Annotated in this window: 24 protein-coding genes; 12 read left to right on the forward strand and 12 right to left on the reverse strand. The window is 68.3% G+C overall.

Features of this window, described 5'->3' with window-relative positions; genetic code table 11:
* From FG99_RS10395 to rarD, 3 genes are all read left to right on the forward strand, one after another.
* Entirely contained in the window at positions 1-447 is a 447-nt protein-coding gene (locus FG99_RS10395) for a substrate-binding domain-containing protein (RefSeq protein WP_051878768.1), read from the forward strand.
* A gap of 192 nt (positions 448-639) precedes the next feature.
* A complete protein-coding gene (locus FG99_RS10400) occupies positions 640-1,614 on the forward strand; it encodes a serine/threonine protein kinase (RefSeq protein ID WP_009615480.1) in 975 nt (324 codons plus the stop codon).
* Positions 1,615-2,121: 507 nt separating this feature from the next.
* On the forward strand, positions 2,122-3,006 hold the full coding sequence (gene rarD / locus FG99_RS10405; RefSeq protein ID WP_009615478.1) for an EamA family transporter RarD: 885 nt from the start codon (positions 2,122-2,124) through the stop codon (positions 3,004-3,006).
* A gap of 627 nt (positions 3,007-3,633) precedes the next feature.
* On the opposite strand, the gene FG99_RS10410 is transcribed toward rarD, so the two are convergent.
* Together FG99_RS10410 and FG99_RS10415 are read right to left on the reverse strand one after the other, a co-directional pair.
* Positions 3,634-4,152, reverse strand: coding sequence for a glycine cleavage system transcriptional repressor (locus tag FG99_RS10410; RefSeq protein WP_043269369.1), 519 nt, complete (start codon positions 4,150-4,152; stop codon positions 3,634-3,636).
* A 22-nt stretch (positions 4,153-4,174) separates the two neighbouring features.
* Complete coding sequence (locus FG99_RS10415; protein WP_009615473.1) at positions 4,175-4,633, reverse strand: GNAT family N-acetyltransferase; 459 nt, start codon at positions 4,631-4,633, stop codon at positions 4,175-4,177.
* A 292-nt stretch (positions 4,634-4,925) separates the two neighbouring features.
* Here FG99_RS10415 and FG99_RS10420 point away from each other — a divergent pair, with 292 nt between their 5' ends.
* The 6 genes from FG99_RS10420 (at position 4,926) to FG99_RS10445 (ending at position 13,172) form a co-directional block, all read left to right on the forward strand.
* Complete coding sequence (locus tag FG99_RS10420; protein WP_043269371.1) at positions 4,926-7,103, forward strand: malate synthase G; 2,178 nt, start codon at positions 4,926-4,928, stop codon at positions 7,101-7,103.
* Between the two features lie 172 nt (positions 7,104-7,275).
* Positions 7,276-7,794, forward strand: a complete 519-nt coding sequence (locus FG99_RS10425) for an RNA polymerase sigma factor (RefSeq protein ID WP_043269373.1) — start codon at positions 7,276-7,278, stop codon at positions 7,792-7,794.
* Complete coding sequence (locus FG99_RS10430) at positions 7,791-8,750, forward strand: FecR family protein (RefSeq protein ID WP_043269375.1); 960 nt, start codon at positions 7,791-7,793, stop codon at positions 8,748-8,750. The genes FG99_RS10425 and FG99_RS10430 overlap by 4 nt, the downstream gene beginning before the upstream one ends.
* 305 nt (positions 8,751-9,055) lie before the next feature.
* Positions 9,056-11,464 (forward strand): TonB-dependent siderophore receptor, encoded by a 2,409-nt coding sequence (locus tag FG99_RS10435; protein ID WP_043269377.1) that lies wholly within the window; start codon positions 9,056-9,058, stop codon positions 11,462-11,464.
* Positions 11,465-11,579: 115 nt separating this feature from the next.
* Entirely contained in the window at positions 11,580-12,536 is a 957-nt protein-coding gene (locus FG99_RS10440) for a Vgb family protein (protein ID WP_043269380.1), read from the forward strand.
* Positions 12,537-12,548: 12 nt separating this feature from the next.
* Entirely contained in the window at positions 12,549-13,172 is a 624-nt protein-coding gene (locus tag FG99_RS10445) for a glutathione S-transferase (RefSeq protein WP_043269382.1), read from the forward strand.
* Positions 13,173-13,437: 265 nt separating this feature from the next.
* Here the strand turns inward: FG99_RS10445 and FG99_RS10450 are convergent, their stop codons facing one another.
* The 6 genes from FG99_RS10450 to FG99_RS10475 form a co-directional block, all read right to left on the reverse strand.
* Entirely contained in the window at positions 13,438-13,740 is a 303-nt protein-coding gene (locus FG99_RS10450) for a hypothetical protein (RefSeq protein ID WP_043269384.1), read from the reverse strand.
* An 11-nt stretch (positions 13,741-13,751) separates the two neighbouring features.
* The gene (creD, locus tag FG99_RS10455; protein WP_043269386.1) at positions 13,752-15,128 is read right to left on the reverse strand and encodes a cell envelope integrity protein CreD; all 1,377 of its coding nucleotides are present in this window, start codon (positions 15,126-15,128) and stop codon (positions 13,752-13,754) included.
* Between the two features lie 517 nt (positions 15,129-15,645).
* On the reverse strand, positions 15,646-17,064 hold the full coding sequence (gene creC / locus FG99_RS10460; protein WP_043269388.1) for a two-component system sensor histidine kinase CreC: 1,419 nt from the start codon (positions 17,062-17,064) through the stop codon (positions 15,646-15,648).
* A complete protein-coding gene (gene creB, locus FG99_RS10465; RefSeq protein WP_043269390.1) occupies positions 17,064-17,747 on the reverse strand; it encodes a two-component system response regulator CreB in 684 nt (227 codons plus the stop codon). The genes creC and creB overlap by 1 nt, the downstream gene beginning before the upstream one ends.
* Positions 17,748-17,802: 55 nt before the next feature.
* Entirely contained in the window at positions 17,803-18,342 is a 540-nt protein-coding gene (locus FG99_RS10470; RefSeq protein ID WP_043269392.1) for a retropepsin-like aspartic peptidase RloA2, read from the reverse strand.
* Positions 18,343-18,418: 76 nt separating this feature from the next.
* On the reverse strand, positions 18,419-19,663 hold the full coding sequence (locus FG99_RS10475; RefSeq protein WP_043269394.1) for an HD-GYP domain-containing protein: 1,245 nt from the start codon (positions 19,661-19,663) through the stop codon (positions 18,419-18,421).
* 130 nt (positions 19,664-19,793) lie between these two features.
* Here FG99_RS10475 and FG99_RS10480 point away from each other — a divergent pair, with 130 nt between their 5' ends.
* The gene (locus FG99_RS10480) at positions 19,794-20,681 is read left to right on the forward strand and encodes an acyltransferase (RefSeq protein WP_043269396.1); all 888 of its coding nucleotides are present in this window, start codon (positions 19,794-19,796) and stop codon (positions 20,679-20,681) included.
* A 1-nt stretch (position 20,682) separates the two neighbouring features.
* Here the strand turns inward: FG99_RS10480 and FG99_RS10485 are convergent, their stop codons facing one another.
* Entirely contained in the window at positions 20,683-21,225 is a 543-nt protein-coding gene (locus tag FG99_RS10485; protein WP_043269398.1) for a DUF2780 domain-containing protein, read from the reverse strand.
* A gap of 269 nt (positions 21,226-21,494) precedes the next feature.
* Positions 21,495-22,040 (reverse strand): DUF2780 domain-containing protein, encoded by a 546-nt coding sequence (locus FG99_RS10490; protein WP_081884608.1) that lies wholly within the window; start codon positions 22,038-22,040, stop codon positions 21,495-21,497.
* A 263-nt stretch (positions 22,041-22,303) separates the two neighbouring features.
* Between FG99_RS10490 and mdtD the strand changes: the two genes are divergently transcribed.
* Complete coding sequence (gene mdtD, locus FG99_RS10495) at positions 22,304-23,737, forward strand: multidrug transporter subunit MdtD (RefSeq protein WP_043269402.1); 1,434 nt, start codon at positions 22,304-22,306, stop codon at positions 23,735-23,737.
* Position 23,738: 1 nt separating this feature from the next.
* Here the strand turns inward: mdtD and FG99_RS10500 are convergent, their stop codons facing one another.
* On the reverse strand, positions 23,739-24,233 hold the full coding sequence (locus FG99_RS10500; protein ID WP_009615452.1) for a retropepsin-like aspartic peptidase RloA3: 495 nt from the start codon (positions 24,231-24,233) through the stop codon (positions 23,739-23,741).
* Positions 24,234-24,343: 110 nt separating this feature from the next.
* Positions 24,344-24,556: a cold-shock protein gene (locus FG99_RS10505; protein ID WP_009615451.1), complete on the reverse strand. Its 213-nt coding sequence runs from the start codon at positions 24,554-24,556 to the stop codon at positions 24,344-24,346.
* 335 nt (positions 24,557-24,891) lie between these two features.
* On the opposite strand from FG99_RS10505, the gene dbpA reads away from it, so the two are divergent.
* A complete protein-coding gene (gene dbpA / locus FG99_RS10510; protein ID WP_043269405.1) occupies positions 24,892-26,268 on the forward strand; it encodes an ATP-dependent RNA helicase DbpA in 1,377 nt (458 codons plus the stop codon).
* Positions 26,269-26,586 lie beyond the last annotated feature (318 nt).

A 26,586-nucleotide genomic window follows, 5' to 3' on the forward strand; every position in this document is an offset into this window, starting at 1 on the left:
ATGCGCCGCTTCCTGATCCCCCTGCTGCTGACATGCAGCGCCCTGCTGCCGTCGCTCGGCCAGGCCACCCCCGACGTGCTGCGCGTGGCCAGCGGTCACCAGCCGATGGCGGCCCTGGAGGCGCTGGCCGACCAGTACCAGTTGCAGACCGGCAACAAGGTCCTGCTGATCGAGGGCGACAGCGCCGAGCTGGCCCGCGACATCGGCCAGGGCATGGCCTTCGACCTGTTCTTCGCCGACGACGGCGCGCACAGCGTGCAGGCGCTGCACATCCGGGGCCGCGGCGAAGCGCCGCTGCCCTACGCCTGCGCCCCGCAGCCGCAGTACTACCTGGTGCTGGTGGAAGGCCCGCGGCGCGAGCTGGCGGAGCGTTTCTTCAACTACCTGAAAGCGAATCCAGAGGCGCTGGCAAAGGCCGGCTTCCACCTCAGCGCCTGCGGCAACTGACGCCGGCCCCGCAGGAGACTCCCAACGTAGGATGGCGTTGAGCGAAGCGATACCCATCGCCATGACCGCATGGGTTTCGCTTCGCTCAACCCATCCTACGAAGAGCCTCCCCAGGCGTAATGGCGCAGGGGCCAGCAATCCCGTGGCGGTGTGCGTAGACTAGGGGCCTGTTCACTGCCCTGGATCGCAGCCATGTCCCATCCCTTCTCCGCCCTTACGCCCGACCTGGTCCTCGACGCGGTGGAAAGCCTGGGCTACCTCAGCGACGCCCGGGTGCTGGCGCTCAACAGCTACGAGAACCGCGTCTACCAGGTGGGCATCGAGGACAGCGAGCCGCTGGTGGCCAAGTTCTACCGCCCCGGGCGCTGGAGCGACGCGGCCATCCGCGAGGAACATGCCTTCTCCGCCGAGCTGGCCGAATGCGAGGTGCCGGTGGTGGCGCCGCTGGTACGCGACGGCGAAAGCCTGTTCGAGTTCGCCGGCTTCCGCTTCGCCCTGTTCCCGCGCCGCGGCGGCCGCGCGCCGGAACCGGGCAACCTGGATCAGTTGTACCGCCTCGGCCAGTTGCTCGGCCGCCTGCACGCGGTGGGCGCCGTCCGCCCCTTCCAGCACCGCGAGCAGCTGACTGTGGATAACTTCGGCCATGAGTCCCTGGCCACTCTGCTGGAAGGCAACTTCGTGCCCAAGAGCCTGCTGCCGGCCTACGAATCGGTGGCCCGCGACCTGCTCAAGCGCCTGGACGCCCTGTTCGCCGACAACCGCTACACCTCCATCCGCCTGCACGGCGACCTGCACCCGGGCAACCTGCTGTGCCGCGACGAGGTCTACCACATGGTCGACCTCGACGACTGCCGCATGGGCCCGGCGGTGCAGGACCTGTGGATGATGCTGGCCGGCGAGCGCCAGGAGCGCCTGTTGCAGCTCTCCGAGCTTATCGACGGCTACCAGGAGTTCCACGACTTCGACCCGCGCGAACTGCCGCTGATCGAGGGCCTGCGCGCCCTGCGCCTGATGCACTACAGCGCCTGGCTGGCGCGGCGTTGGGACGACCCGGCGTTCCCGCCGAGCTTCCCCTGGTTCGGCAGCGAGCGCTACTGGGGCGAGCAGGTGCTGGTGCTGCGCGAGCAGCTGGCGGCGCTGGACGAGGAGCCGCTGCGGTTGTTCTGAGCCATCCCATCGAGCCCATGCAGGAGCGCGCCCTGCGCGCGATTTCGCGGGCAGGGCCCGCTCCTACAGGTGCGGGGGAAACGCCGTGCCTCACGGAACGCATAGGGGCACGGAATCGAGCGAGCAGGCCTACGGCCCCTCACCCTAACCCTCTCCCGGAGGGAGAGGGGACCGTTCGGAGTACATGGGTGTTTCGGCGTTAGCCGGCTAGCACAGGGATCGCCGGCTGAAACCAGGCCTCCTCTCAGCACGGACTAGCTCCCTCTCCCTCCGGGAGAGGGCTGGGGTGAGGGGAAAGCCCGAGCGCCGATGCCATTCCCCTGTAGGAGCGCGCCCTGCGCGCGAAATCGCGGGCAGGGCCCGCTTACGTTGTTTTCTAGGTTCCCGCGGTTTGGCCGCGGCGTAACGTCCGCCGTTACGCCCGGCAGAAACTGAACGCACAGACAACATCGGCCGCGCCCCCTAGAATGGCGCGGCCACTCTTTTCTTCTGCCGCAAGGACGTCCGATGGCCACCGCCAATCCCCGCCGGGGCTATGCCCTGGGCCTGACCGCCTATGTCATCTGGGGACTCTTCCCGGTCTACTTCAAACTGCTGGAAAGCATTCCCGCCCTGGAAATCATCACCCACCGGGCCATCTGGTCGGCGCTGTTCGGCGCCGCCCTGCTGCTGGTGTGGAAGCACCCCGGCTGGTGGCGCGAGCTGCTGGACAACCCGCGGCGCCTGGCCGTGCTCGGCGCCAGCGGGGTGCTGATCGCCAGCAACTGGCTGGTCTACGTCTGGGCGGTGAACAACGGGCACATGCTCGAAGCCAGCCTGGGCTACTACATCAACCCGCTGATCAACGTGCTGCTCGGCCTGGTGGTGCTGCGCGAGCGCCTGCGCCCGCTGCAATGGGTGGCCGTGGGCCTGGCGGCGCTGGGCGTGGCCCAGCAGGTCTGGCAGCTGGGCAGCCTGCCCTGGGTGTCGCTGGTGCTGGCGCTGACCTTCGGCTTCTACGGGCTGATCCGCAAGCAGGCGCCGGTGGACGCCCTGCCCGGCCTGGTGGTGGAAACCTGGATGCTGCTGCCGCTGGCCCTGGGCTGGCTGCTGCTGTTCGCCGACGGCCCCAGCGCCCACCTGGCCTTCTGGACCACCCCGCAGGCGCTCTGGCTGGCCGCCGCCGGCCCCATCACCCTGGTGCCGCTGGTGTGCTTCAACGCCGCGGCGCGCCACCTGCCCTACGCGACCCTGGGCTTCCTGCAGTACATCGCGCCGACCCTGGTGCTGCTGCAGGCCGTCCTGCTGTTCGGCGAACACCTGGACTCCACCCGCCTGGTGGCCTTCGGCTGCATCTGGCTGGCGCTGGTGGTGTACAGCGTGGACATCTGGTACCGCCTGCGGCGCGCCTGATCATTTCCTGAGCGACAAGCTGCAGGCCCCGCCTGGCGGGGCCTGCAGCAAGGCATCCGGAACTTTTCCACAGCTTCATCCAGCGCTGCCGGGGATAACCCCACAGCGCCGCCGCACGACCGGAGCACCCGAACGGCGGCGAGAATGGCTGCTCAGAACTCGTACAAACGCCTGCAAGGCTCGAAGATAAAGGCCCCTGGCAATCTACCCAGGGGTTTTCCACAGGGCTTTCCCGGGTTTCTGTGCAGGGCTGCGACGGCCCTGGCGCATTTTTGATCACTTCCCGAAAACCCAGCACCCACGCCACCTGTAGCCAGGCATACAGCAGTTGCCCACAGCGCGACCCACGGTTTTTGTGCAAAGACGTGGATAAACCGCCGCCCATGCAACCCGTCCCATGCGCGGATCATTTTCTGATCGATCCGCCGAAGGCCACGTATGACACAGCCTGTAGCCATCCATCCACAGCCCGCCAACAGGACAACCCACGGCAACTGTGGGCAACGCCGGGCAGGCTGTTCACAGCCGAGCGTTGCGCTACAAAGCACTGCCTGGCGGGCCTCGCGGCGCTTCACGCACACTTCCTCAACAGACTTATGCACAGGCCGGAGGCCTTTCACCTGTGCATCAGTCCTCCTTGTGGAAATTCAGATCCACCATGAGGTCGTCGGCCAGGGCCTCCAGGTGCTGCTGCAGCTGTTCCAGCGGCAACGTCAGCGGCACCGCCAGCACCGCGTCGGCGTGGAACAGCGGTTCGCCGCTCATGGGCGCCGGCAGCACCTCGGTGGTCAGCCGCTCCAGGTTGACGCCGTGTTCGGCCAGCAGGCGGGTGATGTCGCGGACGATGCCCGGGCGGTCGTTGCCCACCAGGTCGAGGTGGATCGGCTTCCAGTTGCAGGAGGGCTCGATGCCGCTGTCGGCCAGCAGCACGCGGATGCCGTGGTCGCCCAGTTCCTGCAGACCTTCCACCAGTTCGTCGTAGCCTTCGGCCGGCACCGCCACCCGCAGGATCCCGGCGAACTGCCCGGCCATGCGCGACATGCGGCTTTCCAGCCAGTTGCCACCGTGGCCGGCGATGCATTGGGCGATGCGTTCCACCAGCCCCGGCTGATCCTGGGCGATGATGGTGAGCACGAGATGATTCATGGCAGCCTCCTGCGTCGATGCGTCAGCCCCGGGCCTGGCCCAGGTCCAGCCAGTAGGTGTAGAAACGTTCGTCACGCTGGTAGCCCAGGCGCTCGTACAGGCCCTGGGCGTTGCGGTTGTCCTTCGCCGTTTCCAGCTGCAGGCCGCAGGCGCCGCTGGCCTCGGCGTGGGCGCGGGCGGCGTTCATCAGCGCCTCGCCATAGCCGTCGCGGCGCGCCGCGGGGATCACGTAGAGGTCGCTGAGCAGCCATGCCGGGCGTAGTGCCAGGGAGGCGAAGAAGGGGTACAACTGGACGAAACCCAGGCCCACGCCGTCGATGCTGCGCGCCAGGTAGACCACCGACTCGTGGCGCTCCAGGCGCTGGCCGAGAAAGTCGCGGATGTCCGCCGGGGGCGCCGGCACTTCGTAGAAGTCCAGGTAGCCGGCGAACAGCGGTACCAGGTCGTCGAGGTCGGCAAGGGTGGCGCGGGCGATGGGCATGGTGATCCTCCGAGGGTGAAGCCTGAGTATAGGCCGCGGCACGGAGCCAGCTGCGACGGGGCGTCGCAGGTTCCTCGCCGAATAAATCGTGTACTGTTTTCAGATTTATCTGGAACAATCCACCAGTTTTTTGCGAACATTATTGCTGCTACGTGACTGAGATGCGTTCTTTGGTCTAACCGCGACGCAAGCCCACTGATTTTTCCCACGGCATCATGTAGTATTCCGCGGCTCGGACTACAAGGCGTCTTGCCTGGGTTCCGAGCTGGTCCTGAGCAGAGTGAGGCAAGCAATGACTGAACGCGTTCAAGTCGGTGGCCTGCAGGTCGCCAAAGTCCTGTTCGACTTCGTCAACGACGAAGCCATCCCCGGTACCGGCGTAGACGCCGGCAAGTTCTGGGCAGGCGTGGAGGCCGTGGTCAACGACCTGGCCCCGAAGAACAAGGCCCTGCTCGCCAAGCGCGACGAGCTGCAGGCCAAGATCGATGGCTGGCACCAGGCCCGCGCCGGCCAGGCCCATGACGCCGCGGCCTACAAGGCCTTCCTGCAGGAGATCGGCTACCTGCTGCCCGAAGCCGAAGACTTCCAGGCCAGCACCCAGAACGTCGACGAAGAAATCGCCCACATGGCCGGCCCGCAGCTGGTGGTGCCGGTGATGAACGCGCGCTTCGCCCTGAACGCCTCCAACGCCCGCTGGGGCTCGCTGTACGACGCGCTGTACGGCACCGACGCCATCAGCGAAGAGAACGGCGCCGAGAAGGGCAAGGGCTACAACAAGGTCCGCGGCGACAAGGTCATCGCCTTCGCCCGCGCCTTCCTCGACGAAGCCGCGCCGCTGGAATCCGGCAGCCACGTCGACGCCACCGCCTACAGCGTGAACAACGGCGCGCTGGTCGTCGCCCTGAAGAACGGCAGCCAGAGCGGCCTGAAGAACGCCGCCCAGTTCATCGCCTTCCAGGGCGAGGCGGCCAAGCCGCAAGCCGTGCTGCTCAAGCACAACGGCCTGCACTTCGAGATCCAGATCGACCCCGCCAGCCCCATCGGCCAGACCGACGCCGCCGGCGTGAAGGACGTGCTGATGGAGGCCGCGCTGACCACCATCATGGACTGCGAGGACTCGGTCGCCGCGGTCGACGCCGACGACAAGGTGGTCATCTACCGCAACTGGCTGGGCCTGATGAAGGGCGACCTCGCCGAGGAAGTCAGCAAGGGCGGCACCACCTTCACCCGCACCATGAACCCGGACCGCGTCTACACCAAGGCCGACGGCTCCGAGCTGACCCTGCACGGCCGCTCCCTGCTGTTCGTGCGCAACGTCGGCCACCTGATGACCAACGACGCCATTCTCGACAAGAACGGCAACGAGGTGCCCGAGGGCATCCAGGACGGCCTGTTCACCAGCCTGATCGCGGTGCACAACCTCAACGGCAACACCACCCGCAAGAACACCCGCACCGGCAGCGTGTACATCGTCAAGCCGAAGATGCACGGTCCGGAAGAAGTCGCCTTCACCAACGAGCTGTTCGGCCGCGTCGAAGACGTGCTGGGCCTGCCGCGCAACACCCTGAAGGTCGGCATCATGGACGAGGAACGCCGCACCACCATCAACCTCAAGGCCTGCATCAAGGAAGCCCGCGAGCGCGTGGTGTTCATCAACACCGGCTTCCTCGACCGCACCGGCGACGAAATCCACACCTCCATGGAAGCCGGCGCCGTGGTGCGCAAGGGCGCCATGAAGACCGAGAAGTGGATCGGCGCCTACGAGAACAACAACGTCGACGTCGGCCTGGCCACCGGCCTGCAGGGCAAGGCGCAGATCGGCAAGGGCATGTGGGCCATGCCCGACCTGATGGCCGCCATGCTCGAGCAGAAGATCGCCCATCCGCTGGCCGGCGCCAACACCGCCTGGGTGCCCTCGCCCACCGCGGCCACCCTGCACGCCCTGCACTACCACAAGGTCGACGTGTTCGCCCGCCAGGCCGAACTGGCCAAGCGCGCGCCGGCCTCGGTCGACGACATCCTGAGCATTCCGCTGGCGCCCAACACCAACTGGAGCGCGGAAGAGATCAAGAACGAGATCGACAACAACGCCCAGGGCATCCTCGGCTACGTGGTGCGCTGGATCGACCAGGGCGTCGGCTGCTCCAAGGTGCCGGACATCAACGACGTCGGCCTGATGGAAGACCGCGCCACCCTGCGCATCTCCAGCCAGCTGCTGGCCAACTGGCTGCGCCACGGCGTGATCACCGAGGAGCAGGTGGTCGAGAGCCTCAAGCGCATGGCCGCGGTGGTCGACCGGCAGAACGCCAACGACCCGCTGTACCGCCCGATGGCGCCGAACTTCGACGACAACGTGGCCTTCCAGGCTGCGCTGGAACTGGTGGTCGAAGGCACCAAACAGCCCAACGGCTACACCGAGCCGGTGCTGCACCGCCGTCGTCGCGAATTCAAGGCGAAAAACGGCCTCTGATTCGCGCCTGCGTAAGCTGAAAAACCGCCCTTCGGGGCGGTTTTTTCATTTCCGGCCCGCCTTTTTCCCGAAAACCGACAGGCGCCGATTGCGCAGGCTGGTTGCACTTTGCGATCATTTGCGAATAGTTATCGTTTTGTCGTTCATTCCGAATCGGGGTGGGGGAGCAAAGGTGTCGGCAGTCCAGACTGGCAATGGCGAATTCGTAGGCGCGCTCTACCGCGACCACCGCGACTGGCTGCTCGCCTGGCTCAATCGCAGCGTCGGCTGCCCGCAGCGCGCCGAGGACCTCGGCCAGGACACCTTCGTGCGCATCCTCGACCGCCGCGAGCTGCCCAGCCTGCGCGAGCCGCGGGCCTTCCTGGTGACCGTGGCCAAGGGCCTGCTGGTCGACCACTGGCGCCGCCAGGCGCTGGAGCAGGCCTACCTCGACGAGCTGTTGCAACTGCCCGAGGCCGAGCAGCCCTCGGTGGAAACCCAGTTCCTCATCCTCGCCGACCTGCGCGAGATCGACCGCCTGCTGGGCAAGCTGTCCAGCCGCGCGCGCAGCGCCTTCCTGCTCAACCGCCTGGACGGCCTGGGCCACGCCGAGATCGCCGAGCGCCTGGGCGTGTCGGTGCCGCGGGTACGCCAGTACATCGCCCAGGGCCTGCGCCAGTGCTACATCGCCCTGTACGGCGAGCCGACATGAAGGGCCCGGTCTCGGTCCGCATCCTCGACGAGGCCATCGCCTGGCAGTTGCGCCTGGGTTCGGGCGAGGCCCATGCCGAGGACGAAGCCGCCTTCGCCCACTGGCACGCCGCCCACAGCGAACACGCCCGCGCCTGGCGCCAGCTGGGCATGCTCGACCGCAACCTGAGCGCGGCCGCCGGCCCCGCGGCGCGCAGCGCCTTGCTGCGCGCGCCGGGCGAATCGCGGCGCAAGCTGCGCCGGCTGGCCGGCACCGGCCTGTCGCTGCTGCTGGCCGGGGTGCTGGCGCTGGGCGTGGGCAACCGCTACCTGCCGCTGCGCTACGCCCTGGCCGACGTGGTCACCGGCACCGGCGAGCTGCGCGAACTTCGCCTGCCCGACGACACCCTGGTGCAACTGGACAGCCGCACCGCCCTGGACATCCGTTTCGACGCCAGCGAGCGGCGCATCGTCCTGCTCAGCGGCGAAATCATGGTGCAGACCGCCCACGGCGACAGCCGCCCGTTCATCGTCGAAACCCGCGACGGCCGCCTGCGCGCCCTGGGCACCCGCTTCCTGGTGGAACGCCAGGCCGACGGCACCCTGCTCAGCGTGCTGCAGTCGGCGGTGGCGGCCAGGCCCGAGCGGGGCCGCGACGAAACCGTCGTCCCCCAGGGCCGCCACGTGCTGCTGCGCGCCGACGGCCTGGGCCCGCTGGAGGCCAACAGCGCCACCGCCGACGCCTGGACCCACGGCATGCTGGTGGCCGACAACATGCGGCTGGCCGACCTGCTGGAGAAACTCGGCCAGTACCGCAGCAGCTACCTGGGCCTGGACCCGGCGCTGGCCGACCTGCGCATCAGCGGCAGCTTCTCCCTGCGCGACACCGACCTGGCCCTGGATTCGCTGCCGCCGAGCCTGCCGGTGCGCATCGAGCGGCACGGCGGTTGGTGGACGAAGGTGGTGCCGCGGGGCTGAGCCCCTTACCGGCCACTCGAAACGCTCTTCGTAGGATGGTTTGAGCCTTGGCGAAACCCATGCGGCCATGGCGATGGGTATCGCTTCGCTCCACCCATCCTACGTTCGTGTTTCTCCTGCCATGCCGCTACAAGGCATGGCGCCGGCCTGGTAGCCGGATCGCGGATGGAATCCGCCCCTACGCGCGGCCGGGCGGTCCGGAAACAGGCCCCGCGAAATTTTTTTCCGCACAGCCCTATCACTTTTCGATTCTCGACCGGCAATCAGGCGAACGAGACATATTCACACCCAGGAGTGAATCCCCGATGCCGTCCCCCACCATGGCCTTCCGCCCGCACCTGCTGGCCGCCGCCATCCTTCTCGCCAGCCCGCTGGCTTGCGTCGCAGCCGATGCCATGCGCGACTACCAGTTGCCCGCCGCCCCGCTGGCCAGCACCCTCAACCGCATCGCCGCGCAAGCCGGCATCAGCCTGAGCATCGACCCGGCCCTGGCCAACGGCCGCAGCGCCCATGCCGTGCAGGGCCGCTTCGACGGCCTCGGCGCGCTGCGCCAGGCGCTGGAAGGCACCGGCCTGGAGCTGGTGGAGAACGCATCCGGCAGCTACAGCGTGCGCCCGCTGCCCAAGGACACCCTGGCCATGGGCGCTACCACCGTGAGCGCTTCCCAGGAAGACCCCGAAGGGCCGACCGTCGGCTACGTCGCCACTCGCACCCGCGCCGGCACCAAGACCGACAGCTCGATCCTCGAAACGCCCAAGTCAATTTCCGTGGCCACCCGCGAGCAGATGCAGGACCGCAACGTACAGAACCTCGACGATGCGGTGCGCTACATGCCCGGCGTGATCGCCAGCAGCTACGGCAGCGACACCCGCGCCGAATGGCTGAAGGTGCGCGGCTTCGAGCCCACCCAGTTCCTCGACGGCCTGCCGCTGCCCAAGGGCTCCTACACCATGCCCAAGCTGGAAACCTGGGACCTGGAGCGCGTCGCCCTGCTGCGCGGCCCGGCCTCCTCGCTGTACGGCCAGACCCCGCCCGGCGGCCTGCTGGACATGGTCAGCCGCCGCCCGCAGGAAGAAAGCAGCCATGAAGTGCAGCTGCAGGTCGGCAGCTACGAGCACAAGCAGATTTCCTTCGACAGCACCGGCAAGATCGACGACCAGGGCAAGATGCTCTACCGCGTCAGCGGCGTGGTGCGCGACAGCAACACCCAGGTCGAGCACGTCGACAGCAAGCGCTACAACATCGCGCCCAGCGTGACCTGGAACTTCGACGAAGACACCCGCCTGACCTTCCTCTCGCAGTTCAACCGCGACGATACCGGCATCACCAGCCAGTTCCTGCCGCTGCAGGGCACCAAGCTGTCGACCCCGGCCGGCAAGGTGAAGTACCACGAGAACCTGGGCGACCCGGACTGGGAGTTCTACGACAAAACGTACTACGCCCTGGGTTACGCCTTCGAGCACCGCTTCAACGACGTCTGGCAGTTCCGCCAGAACCTGCGTTACACCAAGAGCGACCTATCGTTCCAGGGCATCACCGCCGGCGGCTGGGCCACCGCGGTGAGCGACGACGGCACCGTGGCGCGCGGCGCCAACGTGGTCAACGAAGACATCAGCCAGTTCGCCATCGACAACAACTTCCAGGCCGACTTCGCCACCGGCCCGGTCAAGCACACCCTGCTGCTGGGTCTCGACCACCAGCGCGCCAACACCAACTACCAGTGGCTGTACGGCAGCGCGCCGAGCAGCAACATCAAGCAGCCGATCTACGGCCAGGATTTCAGCAACGTCAGCTACACCGCGTACAACGACTACAACCAGAAGATGCGCGACACCGGCCTCTACGCCCAGGACCAGATGTCCCTGGACAACTGGCGCCTGACCCTCGGCGGCCGCCATGACTGGGCCCACACCGGCTCGAAGTTCTACAACGCCGGCGGCGCCACCGACACCCGCCGCGACAGCCAGTTCAGCGGCAACGCGGCGCTCAGCTACGTGTTCGACAACGGCCTGGCGCCCTACATCTCCTACGCCGAGTCGTTCCAGACCGAGGCCGGCGGCAACAACGGCATGGCCTTCGAACCGAGCACCGGCAAGCAGTACGAACTGGGCATCAAGTACCAGCCGCCCGGCCGCGACCTGCTGCTCAGCGCCGCCGTCTACGACCTGAAGCGGCAGAACATCGTGCTCTCCGACTCCCTGGGCCGCAGCAACCCGGTGGGCGAGGCGCAGGTGCGCGGCCTCGAACTGGAAGCCGTCGGCAACGTCACCGACAACCTCAAGGTGACCGCCGCCTACACCTACTCCAACAGCAAGATGACCAAGGTCGCCGACCCGCTGGACAAGAACCGTCCGCTGCCGCTGACGCCGGAGAACCAGGCCTCGCTGTGGGCCGACTACACCTGGCACGAAGGCCTGCTCGACGGCTTCGGCATCGGCTTCGGCACCCGCTACGTGGGCGAGACCGACAACATCGCCATCGGCAGCATGGCCTACGTGCGCGACAAGTCGGACGGCCATACCGGTTCCTACACCCTGTACGACGCCGCGGTGCGCTACGACCTCGGCCGCGTGGACAACAGCCTGAAAGGGCTGAGCGTGGCGGTGAACGCGAACAACGTCTTCGACAAGGAATACATCTCCACCTGCGACGGCTTCTACTGCTACTACGGCGACCGTCGCAACGTGGTCGCCAGCCTCGACTACAAGTTCTGACCTCCGGCCGCCACGGCGGCCACCCCACACGGCGCGTTCCCCGCGCGCCGTTCGCCTCCCGGCGCGTGGCGCGCTACAGTGCGCCTTCCAACGGCCACGCCCGGGAGCCTCCCCAATGCCGCAAAGCCCGCGATTCCTGCCCGCCCTGCTCGGCCTTCTGCTGAGCTGCGCCGCCCACGCCGCCGACCCGCAGTACTACCCCCTGACCAAGGGCGCCGCGCCCCAGGCCGTGGCCATGCTCGACGATGGCCGGCTGTGGTACGTCGCCGAGGGCAACGGCTCGCTGGGCCGCTTCGACCCGCAAAGCGGGCAGGACGAGCAGGTCAGCCTGGGCAAGGGCTCGGTGCCGCGCGCCGTGCTGGCCGGCCCGGATGGCGAGGCCTGGATCGCCGACAGCGGCCTCAACGCCCTGGTCCGCGTCGACCCGGACCGCCTCGGCAGCGAAGTCGTGCCGCTGCCCAAGGAGGCCGCCGACGCCGGCCTGGACAGCCTGGTGTTCGATGACGACCACGACATCTGGTTCACCGGCGCGAAGGGCTTCTACGGCCGCATCGACCCCGCCACGCGCAAGCTCGACGTCTGGGCCACACCCGGCGGCAAGGGCGCCCAGGGCCTGGCGGTGACGCCCGACGGCCAGGTCTGGTACGCCTCCGCCGACGACGACAGCATCAACCGCATCGACCCTCTCGGCCAGGCCGTCACCCGCTTCCCGCTGCCCGAACAGGGCGGCCGGCCGCAGCAACTGGGCGCCGACTCCATCGGCCGGCTGTGGGTGAGCGAGGCCGGCAGCGGACGGCTCGGGCGCTTCGACCCCAGCGACGGCAAGTGGAAGAGCTGGCGCCTGCCGGGCGACCATCCGCAGCCCGGCGCGCTCTACGTCGATGCCATGGACCGCGTGTGGCTCAGCGACCTGGGCGGCGACGCCGTGCTGCGCTTCGACCCGCAGAGCGAGAAATTCACCGCCTACCCCAGCGACCAGGCCGAGGCCCGGGTCAGCCAGCTCAGCGGCCGCCCCGGCGAGGTCTGGGGCGCCGACGCCGGCAGCGACCGCCTGCTGGTCATCCGCGAGTAACCAGGAGATTCCATGAGCCCCACCCTCACCCTGTTCCACGCCCCCGCCTCGCCCTTCGTGCGCAAGGTCATGGTGCTGCTGCACGAGACCGGCCAGCTCGACAAGGTGCGCCTGCAGGCCGCCAACCTCAGCCCGGTGAGCCCGGACAACGGTGTCAACGCCTGCAACCCGGCGGGCAAGATCCCCTGCCTGCGCCTGGCCGACGGCCAGGCCCTGTACGACAGCCGGGTGATAGTCGAATACCTCGACCAGCAGCACGCCGGCGCACCGCTGATCCCCCGCGAAGGCCCGCAGCGCTGGCAGCGCCTGACCCTCGCCGCGCTGGCCGACGCCATCATGGACGCCGCCGTGATCAGCCGCTACGAAACCTTCGTGCGCCCCGAGGAGAAGCGCTGGGACGGCTGGCTGCAAGGCCAGCAGCAGAAGATCGAACGCGCCCTGGCGCACTTCGAGGGCGAGGCCTTCGCAGCGCTGAACGAGCGCTTCGACATAGTCGCCATCGGCCTGGCCTGCGCCCTGGGCTACCTCGACTTCCGCCGCCCCGACTGGGCCTGGCGCGAGCAGTACCCGAAGCTCGCGGCCTGGTACGCCGAGGCCGCCAAACGCCCATCGCTGCAGGCCACGCAGCCGGTCTGACGGAGCAGCGCGGCGTCGACGGCGGATAACGCTGGCGCGTTATTCGCCCTACGAAAAGCCTACGGCAGCCCCTCGTAGGATGGCGTTGAGCGAAGCGATACCCATCACCAGACCGCATGGGTTTCGCAAGCTCAACCCATCCTACGAAGAGCGGGTCCAGCCTTGCTCGCGAACCCTTCCCCGCGCACCCGCAGCACCAGCACCGCGATCTGCCGCGCCAAGCGCCGGCCGGCCTGGCGCTCCTCGCGCAACCCGCGCCAGGCGCTCATCGCCGCGCGCCCCAGTAGTACAGCGGCAGCGCCAGCAGCAGGCCGAGCTGGGCGAAGCCCGCGCACAGTTCCAGGAAGGAACGCACGTGGGGGTTGTTCGCCGCGTCCCGGGCGCCGGTGAGGCCATCCCAGAAATCCGCCGGCGGCAGGTGCAGGGCCAGCCAGGCCAGCGGCTTGCCGCTGGCGGCGAGCCAGGCGATCAGCTCGAAGTGGCCGACGAACATCAGCAGCGGCAGGGCCATCACGCTCAGCAGCAGGCCGCCGGCCAGGCACAGGGAGAAACGCGTCAGCAGGTGCATGGCGGCCTCCTTCAGCCTTCGTGGCTCACTTCGTCCAGGGAGAAGCTCGGCTCGTCCGCACGCCGGCCGACGCCGTACCAGTCCAGCCGGCGGGTCAGCGCCATCACCCCGGCGAGCAGCGCGAACAGCAGCAGCGAGCCCATCAGCAGCGCGTAGTCCTCGGCCCGCAGCAGGCCGTAGAGCATGGCGTAGAGCAGCGCCAGTCCGGCGCCGAAGGCACAGCCGCGCACCACGCTGCGCAGCACCGTGCACAGGTAGAAGCCGATCAGCGCCACGCAGGCGCCGGAGGACGCCAGGTAGGCGCGCTCGAAGCCGACGTGCTCGGCCAGCGACAGCAGCAGCAGGTAGAACAGCGCCAGGGCCAGGCCGACCAGGGCGTACTGCACCGGGTGCAAGGCCAGGCCCTTGAGCACCTCGAAGAGGAAGAAGCCGGAGAAGGTCAGGCCGATGAACAGCAGCGCGTACTTCAGCGCGCGGTCGGCCTTGAGGTACTGGTCCACCGGGTCCACCAGGCTGACGCCGAAGCTGCGCGAGTCGAAGGTGTCGCAACCCTTGCCGGCGAAGCAGTTCTGCAGCGCCTCTTCCATGCTGCTGGCGAAGAAGCTGGTGCGCCAGCGCGCGCTGAAGCCGTCGGCGCCGATGCTGCGTTCCACCGGCAGGAACTCGCCGCCGAAGCTGGGGTGCGGCCAGTCGGCCTTGAGGCTGACCTGGCTGTCGCGGCCCACCGGGGTGATGTCCAGCCGCGAGCTGCCCAGCAGGGCCAGCTCGAAGGCGTAGTCGAAGCGCTGTTCGGCGGCGCTGGCCTCCAGCGGCAGCGCCGCGTGCACGCCCTCGCCCAGGCGCTGCGAGCGGCTGCCGGGGGCGAAGTCCAGGGTGCGGCCGTCGAGGCTCAGCTTGAGGGCGTTCTGGATGCCGCGCACGTCGCTGATGCCCACCGCCAGGAACGGCTGCTCGAAGCGGTAGCTGGCCAGTTCGTCACCCACGCCGTAGTGCGCCGGCACCACGAAGCTGCCGCTGACGCGGCTTTCCAGGTGGAACAGGCGCGCCTCGTAGATGCCGCGGTGGCGCAGTTCGGTGGTCATCTGGCCGTCGACCAGGAAGGTTTCCGGCAGGAAGTACAGGCGCCCGCGCTTCTCCCGCTGCACCTGCACGCGGGTGCCGCTGCGCTCGTCGCGCTCCCACTCCAGCACCTGGCGCACGTAGGGCACCACCAGCAGCGGCCCGCGCAGGCGCTGGGCGTAGGCGGAACTGCGGGCGATGTCCTGCAGCACGCCGTCGCGGTAGGCCTGCCGCTCGCCAACCAGGCCGTCGATCATCAGCAGGGGGACCAGCAGCAGGAGCATGAGCACGGCGATGGCGCCGAGCTTGAGGAGCAGGGGTCGGTTCATGGGGACTCTCCGGGGGGATTGGGGTGGTGGAGAGTCTGGGTCGGTACTGTGGGGGCTTCGTGGTGGGGGGATGGGGAATTTGTGGGGATTGTGTGGGGGCTGGCTTGGTGTGGTGGGTGGCGCCTTTCCCTCTCCCTAACCTCGGCTGCGCGCCCCGCCCTGAAGAGAGAGGGGACCGTTCGGCGTGGTTAGGTATTTTGGAGTTAGTCGGCAACACCGACGGTCTCCGGCTGAAACCATTTCTGCTCTCGGCACGGACAACCCCCTTTCCCCTCAGGGAGAGGGCTGGGGATGAGGAGTTTGCGGGGGCTTGCTTCGGTGTGGTGGGTGGGCGCCTTTCCCTCTCCCTAACCCTCTCCCTGAAGGGAGAGGGGACCGTTCGGCGTGGTTGGGTATTTTGGAGTTAGCCGGCAACACCGAAGGTTTCCGGCTGAACCATTCCTCCTCTCGGCACGGACAAGCCCCCTCTCCCTTCAGGGAGAGGGCTGGGGAGAGGGGCTCTCAGGCTCTTCCCTTGTCAGCCCCCCGGCAACTCCAACCAAGCCTCCACCCCACCCTCGACATTCCCCACGCCCAACCTTCCACCATGCAACCCCGCCACCTCGGCAACGAAGTTCAACCCCAGCCCCGTGCTCTTGCGCCCCGTCCCCGGCCGCGGCAAGGAGTAGAACCGCTCCGTCAGCCGCTCCAGCGCATAGCCCGGAATCACCGGCCCCTCGTTGAACACCCCCAGCCGCCAGTGCCCATCCTCGCGCAGCGCACCGAAGCGAATCACCCCACCAGCCGGCGTGAAATCCAGCGCATTGTCCAGCAGGTTGCCCAGCGCCTGGCGCAGCAGGAAACGCTCCCCCGTCACCACCGCCTCCGCCGGCACCGCGTTCTCCACCCGCAAACCTTCCAGCCGCGCCAGGTTGGCCTGCAACAGCTCCGCCACCAGCTCACGCAGCGACACCGGTTCGCTGTCCTCCAGCCCCTGGCGCTGCTCCACCTGGGCCAGGTTCAGCAGGCGTTCCACCAGTTGCTGCAAACGCTGGCTCTCGCCGGCAATGTTGTCGACGAAGCGCCTGCGCTGCTCCGCCGGCATCTCGCCTTCCAACAGTTCGGCGGCGCCGCGGATGGCCGCCAGCGGGCTCTTCAGCTCGTGGGTCAGGGTATGCACGTAGCGCTCGACGTAGGCCTTGCCCTCCAACTGCACGCGCATGCGCTCCACCGCCTCGGCCAGTTGCGCCATTTCACCACCGCGGTAGCGCGGCAGTTCGGCGCGGCGGCCCTCGCTGACCGCCTGGGCGTAGCGGGTAAGCTTGCGCAGGGCGCCGCTCAGCCACCAGGAGAGCAGCCCGCCAACCAGCAGGCCGAGCACGATCAGGCCGCCGCCGAGCCAGGCCAGGCGCCGTTGCGAACGCTCGATGTAGGGCTGCAGGGTGCGGTTGGGCTTGGAAACGGAGACCACGCCGATGATCTTCTCGCCATCCTTGATCGGCGCCGCCACGTACATCACCGAGGAGTCCGGGTCGTCCGCCGATTCGCGGCTGGAGCGCGCGCCGTACTTGCCCTGCAAGGTCAGGTAGACGTCGTTCCAGCGCGAGTAGTCCTGGCCCACCGCCTCGCCCGCCGAGTCCAGCAGGACGATGCCGCGGGCGTCGGTGACGTAGATGCGGTGGTTCACCGCGTTCTTGCGCACGCCCCAGATGTCCGCCTGCGGGCTGCGCGCGCCATAGGCCTTGAGCAGTTCCGGCAACTGGCTGTGGACCAGGGTGCCGTTCTTCAGGTCGTCGCGCAGGATCTCGGCCAGCAGGTTCGCGGTGTCCACCAGGGTTTCCTCGGTGGACTGGCGCACCCCGGGGCGGATCTCCTCCATCACCGTGCTCAGCACGAAGTAGCCGGTCAGCCCGACGAACAGGAAGTACGCCAGGAAGATCCGCACGCCCAGCGGCATCAGGCCTGCTCCGCCGCGTAGCTGTAGCCCAGGCCGCGGTGCGTCTGGATCGGCTCGGCGTCCGCGGCCACCTGGCGCAGCTTGGCGCGCAGGCTCTTGATGTGGCTGTCGATGTTGCGCTCGTAGCCGGCCTGGGCCGCCACGCCCAGGGCCTGCAGCAGCAGCTCGCGGCTGAACACCCGGCCCGGGCGCGCCAGCAGCGCCTGGAGCAGGCGGAATTCGTGGAGGGTGAGGCTCAGCGCCTGGCCGCGGTAGTGGATCAGGCAGCGTTCCTCGTCCACCCGGAAGGGCCCGGCCGGGGCCGCCTCGGTGCTGGCGCGGGGCGGCCCGCGACGCAGGATGGCCTTGACCCGCGCAGCCAGTTCGCGCGGGCTGAAGGGCTTGACCACGTAGTCGTCGGCGCCGATCTCCAGGCCCACCACGCGGTCGATCTCGGCATCGCGGGCGGTGAGGAAGATCACCGGCACCTCGGAGAAGCGGCGCAGCTGGCGGCAGGCCTCGAAGCCGCTGATGTCGGGCAGGCCGACGTCGAGGACGACCAGGTCGAAGGCCTCCTCGCGCAGGCGCTGCAGGGCCTCGCCGGCCAGGCTCAGCCAGGTGGTGGCGAAGCCTTCGGCCTGCAGGGCATAGAGCAGGGTGTCGGCGATGGCGGCTTCGTCTTCGACGATGAGAATGTGCGGCATGGCTTCCGTGCGTGGTCTGGCGGGCCTTCCATCAAGCCGCAAGGCCCGCGCCCCGTCAATCGGCTTCGCGGCTGCCCAAGCAGTTGGGCTTGCCGGCGGCGAAGCGCTCGCTTGCGTCCACCGCCACGTGGAACTTGCGCAAGCCCTTGGCGCCCATCAGGAAGGGGTAGTTGAAGTGGCTGCGGTCGACCAGGTTGACCTCGATCACCTGCTGGTCGCCGCCCAGGCACACCGGCAGCAGGATCACCGGGCGCTCGCTGAGGGCCACCGGGTTCTCCTCCTCGTCGTCTTCCTCGCGGCCGTCGGCGCGGTTCTTGATCTTGGAGATGCGCGCCAGCTTGTGCTCGTACTGCGAGTCGCCGCCGTCCTTGGTGGCCAGGCGGAAGCGCACCCACTGGTCGCCGTCGCGCTGGAACAGCTGGATGTCCTTGGCCGACAGCGACGAGGTGTAGGCGCCGGTGTCCATCTTGGCCTGCAGCGTCTGATCCAGCTCGGGCAGGCCGACCCATTCGTAGCGCCCGTAGAGCTTGGGCTCGGCGGCGAGGGCCAGGCCGGGCAGGACGAGCAGCGAAAGCAGGGCGAGAACGGGTTTCACGGGAATCTCCAGGGCAGTTCGGGATGCATGGCGCATAGGACTACCATGCCGGCCCGGGGTTCGCCAGCGGCCGCTGTCAGGCGTCGAACAGCGAGCCGCGGCGGCGGTCCAGGCCGCTCCACAGCGTTTCCAGGTTGCGGAAGCCCCACTGCGCCGGCGACTCGCGGCCGACGATGCGCTCGCGGCCCTTGAGCTTGGCCAGGTCGAGCACCTGCTGGGGAATCGCCGCGCGCGTGCGGATCGAATAGAACACCTTGAGCACCGGGGTGAGCAACGCCTCGGGATGCTGCTCCAGCACCACCGCCAGGCGCTCGCTCTCCAGGCGCACCAGCGAGCCCACCGGGTAGATGCCCAGGCATTTGACGAAGGCGCGGAACACCTGCTCGTCCAGGTGCGTGCCGCACCACTGGCCCATGCGCCGGATCGACTCGGCGGGGTCCCAGCCGGCCTTGTAGGGGCGGTCGGAGGTGATGGCGTCGTAGATGTCGCAGACCGCGCCCATGCGCGCGAACAGGCTGATCTGCTCGCCGGCCAGGCGGTGCGGGTAGCCGCTGCCGTCGAGCTTCTCGTGGTGGTGCAAGCACACGTCCAGCACCAGGGCGCCGACCTGGCGGCCCTGGAGGAGGATGTCCAGGCCGCGCTGCGGGTGCTCGCGGACCCGGGCGAACTCCTGCTCGTCCAGGCGCCCCGGCTTGTTCAGCAGTTCCATGGGCACGTGCATCTTGCCGATGTCGTGCAGCAGCCCGGCCGCGCCCGCCTCGCGCACCAGCGCCTCGTCCAGGCCGAGCTGGCGCGCCAGGGCGATCATCAGCGCGCACACCGCCACCGAGTGCAGGTAGGTGTATTCGTCGGCGTTCTTCAGCCGCACCAGGCTGATCAGCGCATTGGGATGGCGCTGCACCGAGGCGGCGATTTCCTCCACCAGCTCCTGGGCGTGCTCGCCGTTCACCGCCTTGCCCATGCGCGCGTCCTGGAACATCGCCATGACCGCGCGCTTGGACTGTACGCACAACCGGTGCGCAGTGCGCAGTTCGTCTTCCATGGCGCGCCAGGGCTTCTCCGGCGCCTCCTCGGGCGAGGCCGGCGGCGGTGCGGCGGACTCGCCGGGGGCCAGCGCTGGGCGGGGCGCGAGGCCCTTGGCCGGGTCGATCAGCACTTCGTGCACACCGCTCTCGCGCAGGCGCTTGAGGTCCTCGGGGTCTTCCAGCAAAAAGCGCCGGCGCCAGAACGGGTGCTCCATCCAGGAGCCGCACAGCTCGTGGACGTACATACCGAGGGTCACGTCCTTGACCGGCAGGCGCACATAGAAGGAGTCAGGCATGGCAGGCAATCATCGGAACAGGTTCCCAGAGCATAGTGCGCCGGCGCACGTCGCGGGAGGGGGTGGCTTGGGCTGGCCGCGCCGCCTGCGTATCATGGCCGCGCCAACCGGAACAAGGAATCGCACCGCCATGTGGGCCACGCTGACCGGAATCGTCACCAGCCTCCTGTTGCTGCTCAACACCCTGATCCTGATCGGCCCGATGCTGCTGATCGCCCTGCTCAAGCTGGTGCTGCCGGGCAAGGCGCTGAAGGACGCCTGCTCCAACGGGGTGATGTGGATCGCCGAGACCTGGGCGGAGATCGACAAGGCCATCTTCGCCCTGATGACGCCCACCGTCTGGGACATCCGCGGCGGCGACCAGCTGCGCCGCGACACTTCCTACCTGGTGGTGAGCAACCACCAGTCCTGGGTCGACATCCCGGCCCTGGTCCAGGCCTTCAACCGCAAGACGCCCTACTTCAAGTTCTTCCTGAAGAAGGAGCTGATCTGGGTGCCCTTCCTCGGCCTGGCCTTCTGGGCCCTGGACTACCCCTTCATGAAGCGCTACTCCAAGGCCTTCCTGGAGAAGAACCCGCAGCTCAAGGGCAAGGACCTGGAGATCACCCGGGCCGCCTGCGAGAAGTTCAAGGGCATGCCGGTGACGGTGGTGAACTACCTGGAAGGCACCCGCTTCACCCCGGCCAAGCAGGCCCAGCAGCAGTCGCCCTACCAGAACCTGCTCAAGCCCAAGGCCGGCGGCGTGGCCTTCGTGCTGGCCGCCCTGGGCGAGCAGCTGGACGCCATGCTCGACGTCACCGTGGTCTACCCCAAGGGCCCCAAGCCGGGCTTCTGGGACCTGCTCAGCGGCAGGGTGCCGCGGGTGATCGTCGACATCCGCACCCACGGCATCGACCCCGCGCTATGGCAGGGCGACTACGAGAACGACGCGGAATTCCGCCAGTACGTGCAGGCCTGGGTGTCGCGCCTGTGGGAAGAGAAGGACGCGCGCATCGACGCGCTGCGCGCCGAGTTCTGAGCTAGATCGCCTTGCCGGCCACCGTGGTGGCTGGCGTGGAAGGTAGCGGGGCGCTTTCCCAGAGCTTGCCTAGGGTGCCCAGCAACTGGCTGTTCAGGCCCTGCTTGACCAGGTAGTCGAGCATCACGCCGGCGAACCGGTCGACCATGCCTTCGCTCATGCCCAGCACATTGAACACCTGGTCGACGTCCTGCAGGTTCTGGATGCCGCCGAGCAACTGCCCGGCGCCGCCCAGCAGAGCGCCGATGCCGCCGCCGAGGTTGCCCGAGGACAGCTGGTCCAGCCCCGGCAGGCTCTTCTGCAACTGCGTGCCTTGGCTGTCGTCGAGGCGGTTCATGGCCAGGCCGATCAAGGCGCCGGCGCCACCGATGGCCTGTTCGTCGCTGATGTTCAGGCGCTGGCCGAGGGTCTCCACCAGGCCGTTGGCGGCCGTGGCTGCGGCACCGGACTCGGCGCTGGGGATTTCCTCGAAGGTCTCGGCGGCGGCCGGGAAGGCCACCAGCCAGGCGCAGGCGGCGAGGATGGGAAGGGCTCGGGCGATCATCGGAGGCTCCGCGGCAGGCAGGTCCCGCCTCGGCATGGGCGGTCAACGGATTCGACTGATGGCCATGCCCTTCGTTCCGAACGCTCCGTCAGGTTTAACCGTAGGATGGCGTTGAGCGAAGCGATACCCAGCAGGCGCCGGCCTCGCCGTCGGAATCGCGGACAAGGTCCGCTCCTACAATGGAACGCCATGCCTCTCGGTGGACTGTAGGAGCGGGCCCTGCCCGCGATTCGCGCGCAGGGCGCGCTCCTACAGGGATATACCCAGCGTCAGCCGCCCACGCCCCACAGGCTACCCAGGCTGCCCAGCAGGTTGCTGCTCACGCCCTGCTTGCCGAAGTAATCCAGCAGCACGCTGGCGAACTTGCCGGTCATGCCCTGGTCCATGCCCAGGGTGCTGAAGGCGCTGTTCACGTCGCCCATGCTGTCTACGTTGCCCAGCAGGCCCTTGGCGCCGGTGCCGCCGAGGTTGCCCAGGCTGCCGCCGAGGCCGCCCAGGGCGTTGGCGCCGCTGAGCTTGTCCAGGCCCGGCACGGCCTTCACCAACTGGGTGTAGTCGGTGCCGCTGAGTTTGTTCTTGGCCAGGCCGAGCAGCGCGCCGGTGCCGCCGATGGCTTGCTCGTCGCTGACGCCCAGCTGCCCGGTGAGGGCGCCGAGCAGGCCGCTGGTCTGCGGGGTGGAGGCCACCTGGGCCGGGTTGCCGCCCTCGGCCACGCCGGACACCGCCTTGGCGGCGTCCCCCAGGTTGAAGGCGAAGGCGGAACTGGCGGCGAGCAGCGCCGCGGCGGCGCAGGTGACACGGAATCTGACGGTCATCGACATCTCCTGATGCAGTGGCGTCCCGCGCCGAAGGTGTGCGGGACGCAGATTGGACTGGCGGCGGGTGCCATTGTTCCGCCACCTCGGCGCGAACTTGCGGCGCCTGCGCCCGGGTCGCGGCGAATGCCTGCCGATCCCCTCGAAAGCCCCTTCAGGTCCAGCACAGGCGCACCGCCGCGCCAGCGCAACGGCTCTGGCGCGCCCCTCGCGCAGCACCGCCCTCCCCGCCTATGCTTGCCGGAGCCGAACAAGGACCCATCATGAGCGAGCCCTTCATCCTCACCCCGCGCATCGCCCGCATCCTTCCCTGGCTGGTGGCCGTCGCCTTCTTCATGCAGGCGCTGGACGGCACCATCCTCAACACCGCGCTGCCGAGCATGGCCCGTTCGCTGAACGAGGACCCGCTGCGCATGCAGGCGGTGGTCATCTCGTACCTGCTCACGGTGGCGCTGCTGATCCCCGCCTCCGGCTGGATCGCCGACCGCTTCGGCACGCGCCGGGTGTTCATCTTCGCGATCTTCCTGTTCAGCCTCGGCTCGCTGTTCTGCGCGCTCTCGCCGAGCCTCGGGGTGCTGGTCGTCGCCCGCGTGGTGCAGGGCCTGGGCGGCGCGCTGATGATGCCGGTGGGGCGCCTGGTGATCCTGCGCGTGTACCCGCGCAGCGACCTGGTGCGGGTGCTCAGCTTCGTCACCATCCCCGGCCTGCTCGGCCCGCTGACCGGCCCGACCCTCGGCGGCTGGCTGGTGGAGTACGCCAGCTGGCACTGGATCTTCCTCATCAACATCCCGGTGGGCCTGCTCGGCATCGTCTTCGCCATCCGCCTCATGCCCGACCTGCGCGGCGCCACGCTCAGCCGCTTCGACAGCCCCGGCTTCCTGCTCTTCGGCGGCGCCATGGTGTTGATCACCATCGCCCTGGAGGGCCTGGGCGAGCTGCACATGCCCCACGTGCGGGTGGTGATGCTGCTGATCGGCGGCCTGGTGCTGCTGGCCGCCTACTGGCTGCGCGCGCTCAACGTCGAGGCGCCGCTGTTCCCGCCCAGCCTGTTCAAGACGCGCACCTTCGCCGTCGGCGTGCTCGGCAACCTGTTCGCCCGCCTGGGCAGCGGCGCCCTGCCCTTCCTCACGCCGCTGCTGTTGCAGGTGGGCCTGGGCTTCGCGCCGGCCAAGGCGGGCATGACCATGATCCCCCTGGCGGCCATGGCCATGGTGGTCAAGCCGCTGGCCAAGGGCATCCTCGACCTGTTCGGCTACCGCCGCCTGCTGGTGGGCAACACCCTGCTGCTGGGCTCGCTGATCGCCGGCCTGGGCCTGGTCGACCAGGACACGCCCTACCTCTGGCTGCTGATTCACCTGGGCCTGCTGGGCGGGGTCAACTCGCTGCAGTTCACGGCGATGAACACCCTGACGCTGATCGACCTGCGCGACGACAACGCCAGCGCCGGCAACAGCCTGCTGTCGGTGGTGATGCAGCTGTCCATCGGCCTCGGCGTGGCCTGCGCGGCGGCGCTGCTGGGCGGCTTCAAGAGCGATGTCGAGATCAACGCCGGCGACGTGCTCGGCGCCTTCCACGCCACCTACCTGAGCGTCGGGCTGATGTCGATGGCGGCGGCGGCGATCTTCTTCCAGCTGGCCCGCGACGACGGCCGCTCGGCCCAGGCGCCACGGCGCCTGGAGCCCGACGACGGGCACTGAATCAGGGCTTGCAGGTGGGCGGAGTGGTCAGCGTCTTCGACACGTCCACGGCGCCCAGGTGCTCCAGGCTGCGGCGGCCCAGCAGCACCGGGTAGTCGCTGCCCTCGCGGTCGGCCAGGGCGAACTGCTCGCGGTAGACCTTGTCGCCCAGGCACAGGTCCATGCTCACCACCGGGCGATGCTCGATGCCGTTGGCGCCGCGAACCTTGAGGGTGCGCTCGACGGGCCGCTCGAAGGGCAGGCGCTGCACCTGGCCGGTCGCCGCGTCCTTGACCAGGATGTCGTACTGCACCCAGCGCTGCTCGTTCTTGCGGATCTTCACCAGGTTGCGCGCGTCCATCACCGAGGTCTGCAGGCCGGTGTCCAGGCGCACCTTGAGCAGGGCGTTCTCCGGCATCAGCCTGGCCTGCTCGACCCAACCCCAGGTGGCCGGCTGCGCGGCGAACAGCGTGGGGCAGATGAAGGCCAGCAACAGGCCGGCGAGGCGCGGTTTCATGGATCGGGCTCCGGAGTCGGGGGCAATGGCAGTACAGATGGCCTACGCCAATCAGGCAACAAAAAACCCCGGATGTTTCCATCCGGGGTTTTCGGCGACGCCAGGGAATCTTAGTTGATTACCTGAACGCGCTCGGCTTGCATGCCTTTCTGGCCTTGCACGACTTCGAAGCTGACCTTCTGGCCTTCGGCCAGGGTCTTGAAGCCGTGGCCTTCGATGGCGCGGAAGTGAACGAAGACGTCCGGGCCGCTCTCAGGGGTGATGAAGCCGTAGCCTTTGGTCTCGTTGAACCATTTGACGGTGCCGTTCTGACGATTCGACATGGTGTTCTCCTTGGAACGTAGATGTAGAAATAGCCACAAAAGAGTGGCAGGAACTGAGTTGCAAGGAGTTACAAGGAGTCGAGCAGGACGGGGTGGAATAACCGACCGCATCAGGTCACGATCGACGGCGACCCATGCAAACACAGTGGAGGCACTCTACGACAAAAACCTGCGGAAAGCGAATCTGTATAAACATACACTATACGACCGTCCGTCCGTTTCGGACGGGTGTTGACCAACGCCAGTGGATTCGCGGGTTTTACCCGTTTCTCCAGGGCCCTGCGGCGCCCCTCCTGCTACACTGCGCGCCCACACGCCTGTCGGGTTTTTTCTTCGTGACCTCCACCGCCTTCTCCAGCCTGCCCCTCTCCGCCGACCTGCTCGCCAACCTCGAAGCCCTCGGTTACAAAGAGATGACGCCGATCCAGGCCGCCAGCCTGCCGGTCATCCTCAAGGGCCGCGACCTGATCGCCCAGGCCAAGACCGGCAGCGGCAAGACCGCGGCCTTCGGCATCGGCCTGCTCAGCCCGCTGAACCCGCGCTACTTCGGCTGCCAGGCGCTGGTGCTGTGTCCGACCCGCGAGCTGGCCGACCAGGTGGCCAAGGAGATCCGCCGCCTGGCCCGCGCCGCCGACAACATCAAGGTGCTGACCCTCTGCGGCGGCGTGCCCTTCGGCCCGCAGATCGGCTCGCTGGAGCACGGCGCCCACGTGGTGGTCGGCACCCCGGGGCGGGTGCAGGAGCACCTGCGCCGCGGCTCCCTGGTGCTCGACGGGCTGAACACCCTGGTGCTGGACGAGGCCGACCGCATGCTCGACATGGGCTTCTACGACAGCATCGCCGACATCATCGGCCAGCTCCCGGCGCGCCGGCAGAGCCTGCTGTTCTCGGCCACCTACCCGGCCGGCATCGAGCAACTGGCGGCGAAGTTCCTGCGCCAGCCCGAGCGTGTGGAAGTGGAGGCGCTGCACGACGACAGCCAGATCGAACAGCACTTCTACGAAATCGAGCCGCGCCAGCGCATGGATGCGGTGGTGCGCCTGCTGCAGCACTTCCGCCCGCAGTCCGCCGTAGCCTTCTGCCACACCCGCCAGCAGTGCGTGGAGCTGGCCCAGGCGCTGGACGCGCAGAAGATTTCCGCCCTGGCCCTGCACGGCGACCTGGAGCAGCGCGAGCGCGACCAGGTGCTGGCGATGTTCGCCAACCGCAGCTGCAGCGTGCTGGTGGCCACCGACGTGGCCGCCCGCGGCCTGGACATCGAGGGCCTGGAGGCGGTGATCAACGTCGAGCTGAGCCGCGACGCCCAGGTCCACGTGCACCGCATCGGCCGCAGCGGCCGCGCCGGCGAGAAGGGCCTGGCGCTGTCCCTGGTGGCCCCGGCCGAAGCCTCCCGCGCCCAGGCCATCGAGGACCTGCAGGGCAAGCCACTGAACTGGGAGCGCATCGACTTCCTGCGCGCCAACCCGGCGCCGCTGCTGCCGCCGATGACCACCCTGAACATCGCCGGCGGGCGCAAGGACAAGCTGCGCCCCGGCGACATCCTCGGCGCCCTCACCGGCGACGCCGGCCTGCCCGGCAGCGCGGTGGGCAAGATCGCCATCTTCGACTTCCAGGCCTACGTGGCGGTGCAGCGCGACCAGGCCAAGGCGGCGCTCAAGCGCCTGCAGGAAGGCAGGATCAAGGGGCGTTCGTTCAAGGTGCGCATCCTCTGACGCGCGGGGCTCTTCGTAGGAGCGAGCTTGCTCGCGAATGGAGTTTCCTGGTCATAACGGTGCATGAGGTCACCGCCGTCCCCTCTCCCCAGCCCTCTCCCTGAAGGGAGAGGGGGCTTGTCCGTGCCGAGAGGAGGAATGGTTTCAGCCGGAAACCTTCGGTGTTGCCGGCTAACTCCAAAATACCCAACCACGCCGAACGGTCCCCTCTCCCTTCAGGGCGGGGCGCGCAGCCGAGGGTTAGGGAGAGGGCGCTCTTCAGGGCAAGCACCTTTCGCAAGCAAGCTAGCTCCCACGAAAAGCATCCCCCGCAACCAA

Source organism: Pseudomonas sp. AAC (genome assembly GCF_000725445.1).
GTDB classification, from domain to species: Bacteria; Pseudomonadota; Gammaproteobacteria; order Pseudomonadales; family Pseudomonadaceae; genus Pseudomonas; species Pseudomonas citronellolis.

Coding starts and splice junctions, on each gene's coding strand:
- FG99_RS10395 (WP_051878768.1), top strand. CDS start 1: ATGCGCCGCTTCCTGATCCCCCTGCTGCTGACATGCAGCGCCCTGCTG.
- FG99_RS10400 (WP_009615480.1), top strand. CDS start 640: ATGTCCCATCCCTTCTCCGCCCTTACGCCCGACCTGGTCCTCGACGCG.
- rarD (WP_009615478.1), top strand. CDS start 2,122: ATGGCCACCGCCAATCCCCGCCGGGGCTATGCCCTGGGCCTGACCGCC.
- FG99_RS10410 (WP_043269369.1), bottom strand. CDS start 4,152: ATGAATCATCTCGTGCTCACCATCATCGCCCAGGATCAGCCGGGGCTG.
- FG99_RS10415 (WP_009615473.1), bottom strand. CDS start 4,633: ATGCCCATCGCCCGCGCCACCCTTGCCGACCTCGACGACCTGGTACCG.
- FG99_RS10420 (WP_043269371.1), top strand. CDS start 4,926: ATGACTGAACGCGTTCAAGTCGGTGGCCTGCAGGTCGCCAAAGTCCTG.
- FG99_RS10430 (WP_043269375.1), top strand. CDS start 7,791: ATGAAGGGCCCGGTCTCGGTCCGCATCCTCGACGAGGCCATCGCCTGG.
- FG99_RS10435 (WP_043269377.1), top strand. CDS start 9,056: ATGCCGTCCCCCACCATGGCCTTCCGCCCGCACCTGCTGGCCGCCGCC.
- FG99_RS10440 (WP_043269380.1), top strand. CDS start 11,580: ATGCCGCAAAGCCCGCGATTCCTGCCCGCCCTGCTCGGCCTTCTGCTG.
- FG99_RS10445 (WP_043269382.1), top strand. CDS start 12,549: ATGAGCCCCACCCTCACCCTGTTCCACGCCCCCGCCTCGCCCTTCGTG.
- FG99_RS10450 (WP_043269384.1), bottom strand. CDS start 13,740: ATGCACCTGCTGACGCGTTTCTCCCTGTGCCTGGCCGGCGGCCTGCTG.
- creD (WP_043269386.1), bottom strand. CDS start 15,128: ATGAACCGACCCCTGCTCCTCAAGCTCGGCGCCATCGCCGTGCTCATG.
- creC (WP_043269388.1), bottom strand. CDS start 17,064: ATGCCGCTGGGCGTGCGGATCTTCCTGGCGTACTTCCTGTTCGTCGGG.
- creB (WP_043269390.1), bottom strand. CDS start 17,747: ATGCCGCACATTCTCATCGTCGAAGACGAAGCCGCCATCGCCGACACC.
- FG99_RS10475 (WP_043269394.1), bottom strand. CDS start 19,663: ATGCCTGACTCCTTCTATGTGCGCCTGCCGGTCAAGGACGTGACCCTC.
- FG99_RS10480 (WP_043269396.1), top strand. CDS start 19,794: ATGTGGGCCACGCTGACCGGAATCGTCACCAGCCTCCTGTTGCTGCTC.
- FG99_RS10485 (WP_043269398.1), bottom strand. CDS start 21,225: ATGATCGCCCGAGCCCTTCCCATCCTCGCCGCCTGCGCCTGGCTGGTG.
- FG99_RS10490 (WP_081884608.1), bottom strand. CDS start 22,040: ATGACCGTCAGATTCCGTGTCACCTGCGCCGCCGCGGCGCTGCTCGCC.
- mdtD (WP_043269402.1), top strand. CDS start 22,304: ATGAGCGAGCCCTTCATCCTCACCCCGCGCATCGCCCGCATCCTTCCC.
- FG99_RS10500 (WP_009615452.1), bottom strand. CDS start 24,233: ATGAAACCGCGCCTCGCCGGCCTGTTGCTGGCCTTCATCTGCCCCACG.
- FG99_RS10505 (WP_009615451.1), bottom strand. CDS start 24,556: ATGTCGAATCGTCAGAACGGCACCGTCAAATGGTTCAACGAGACCAAA.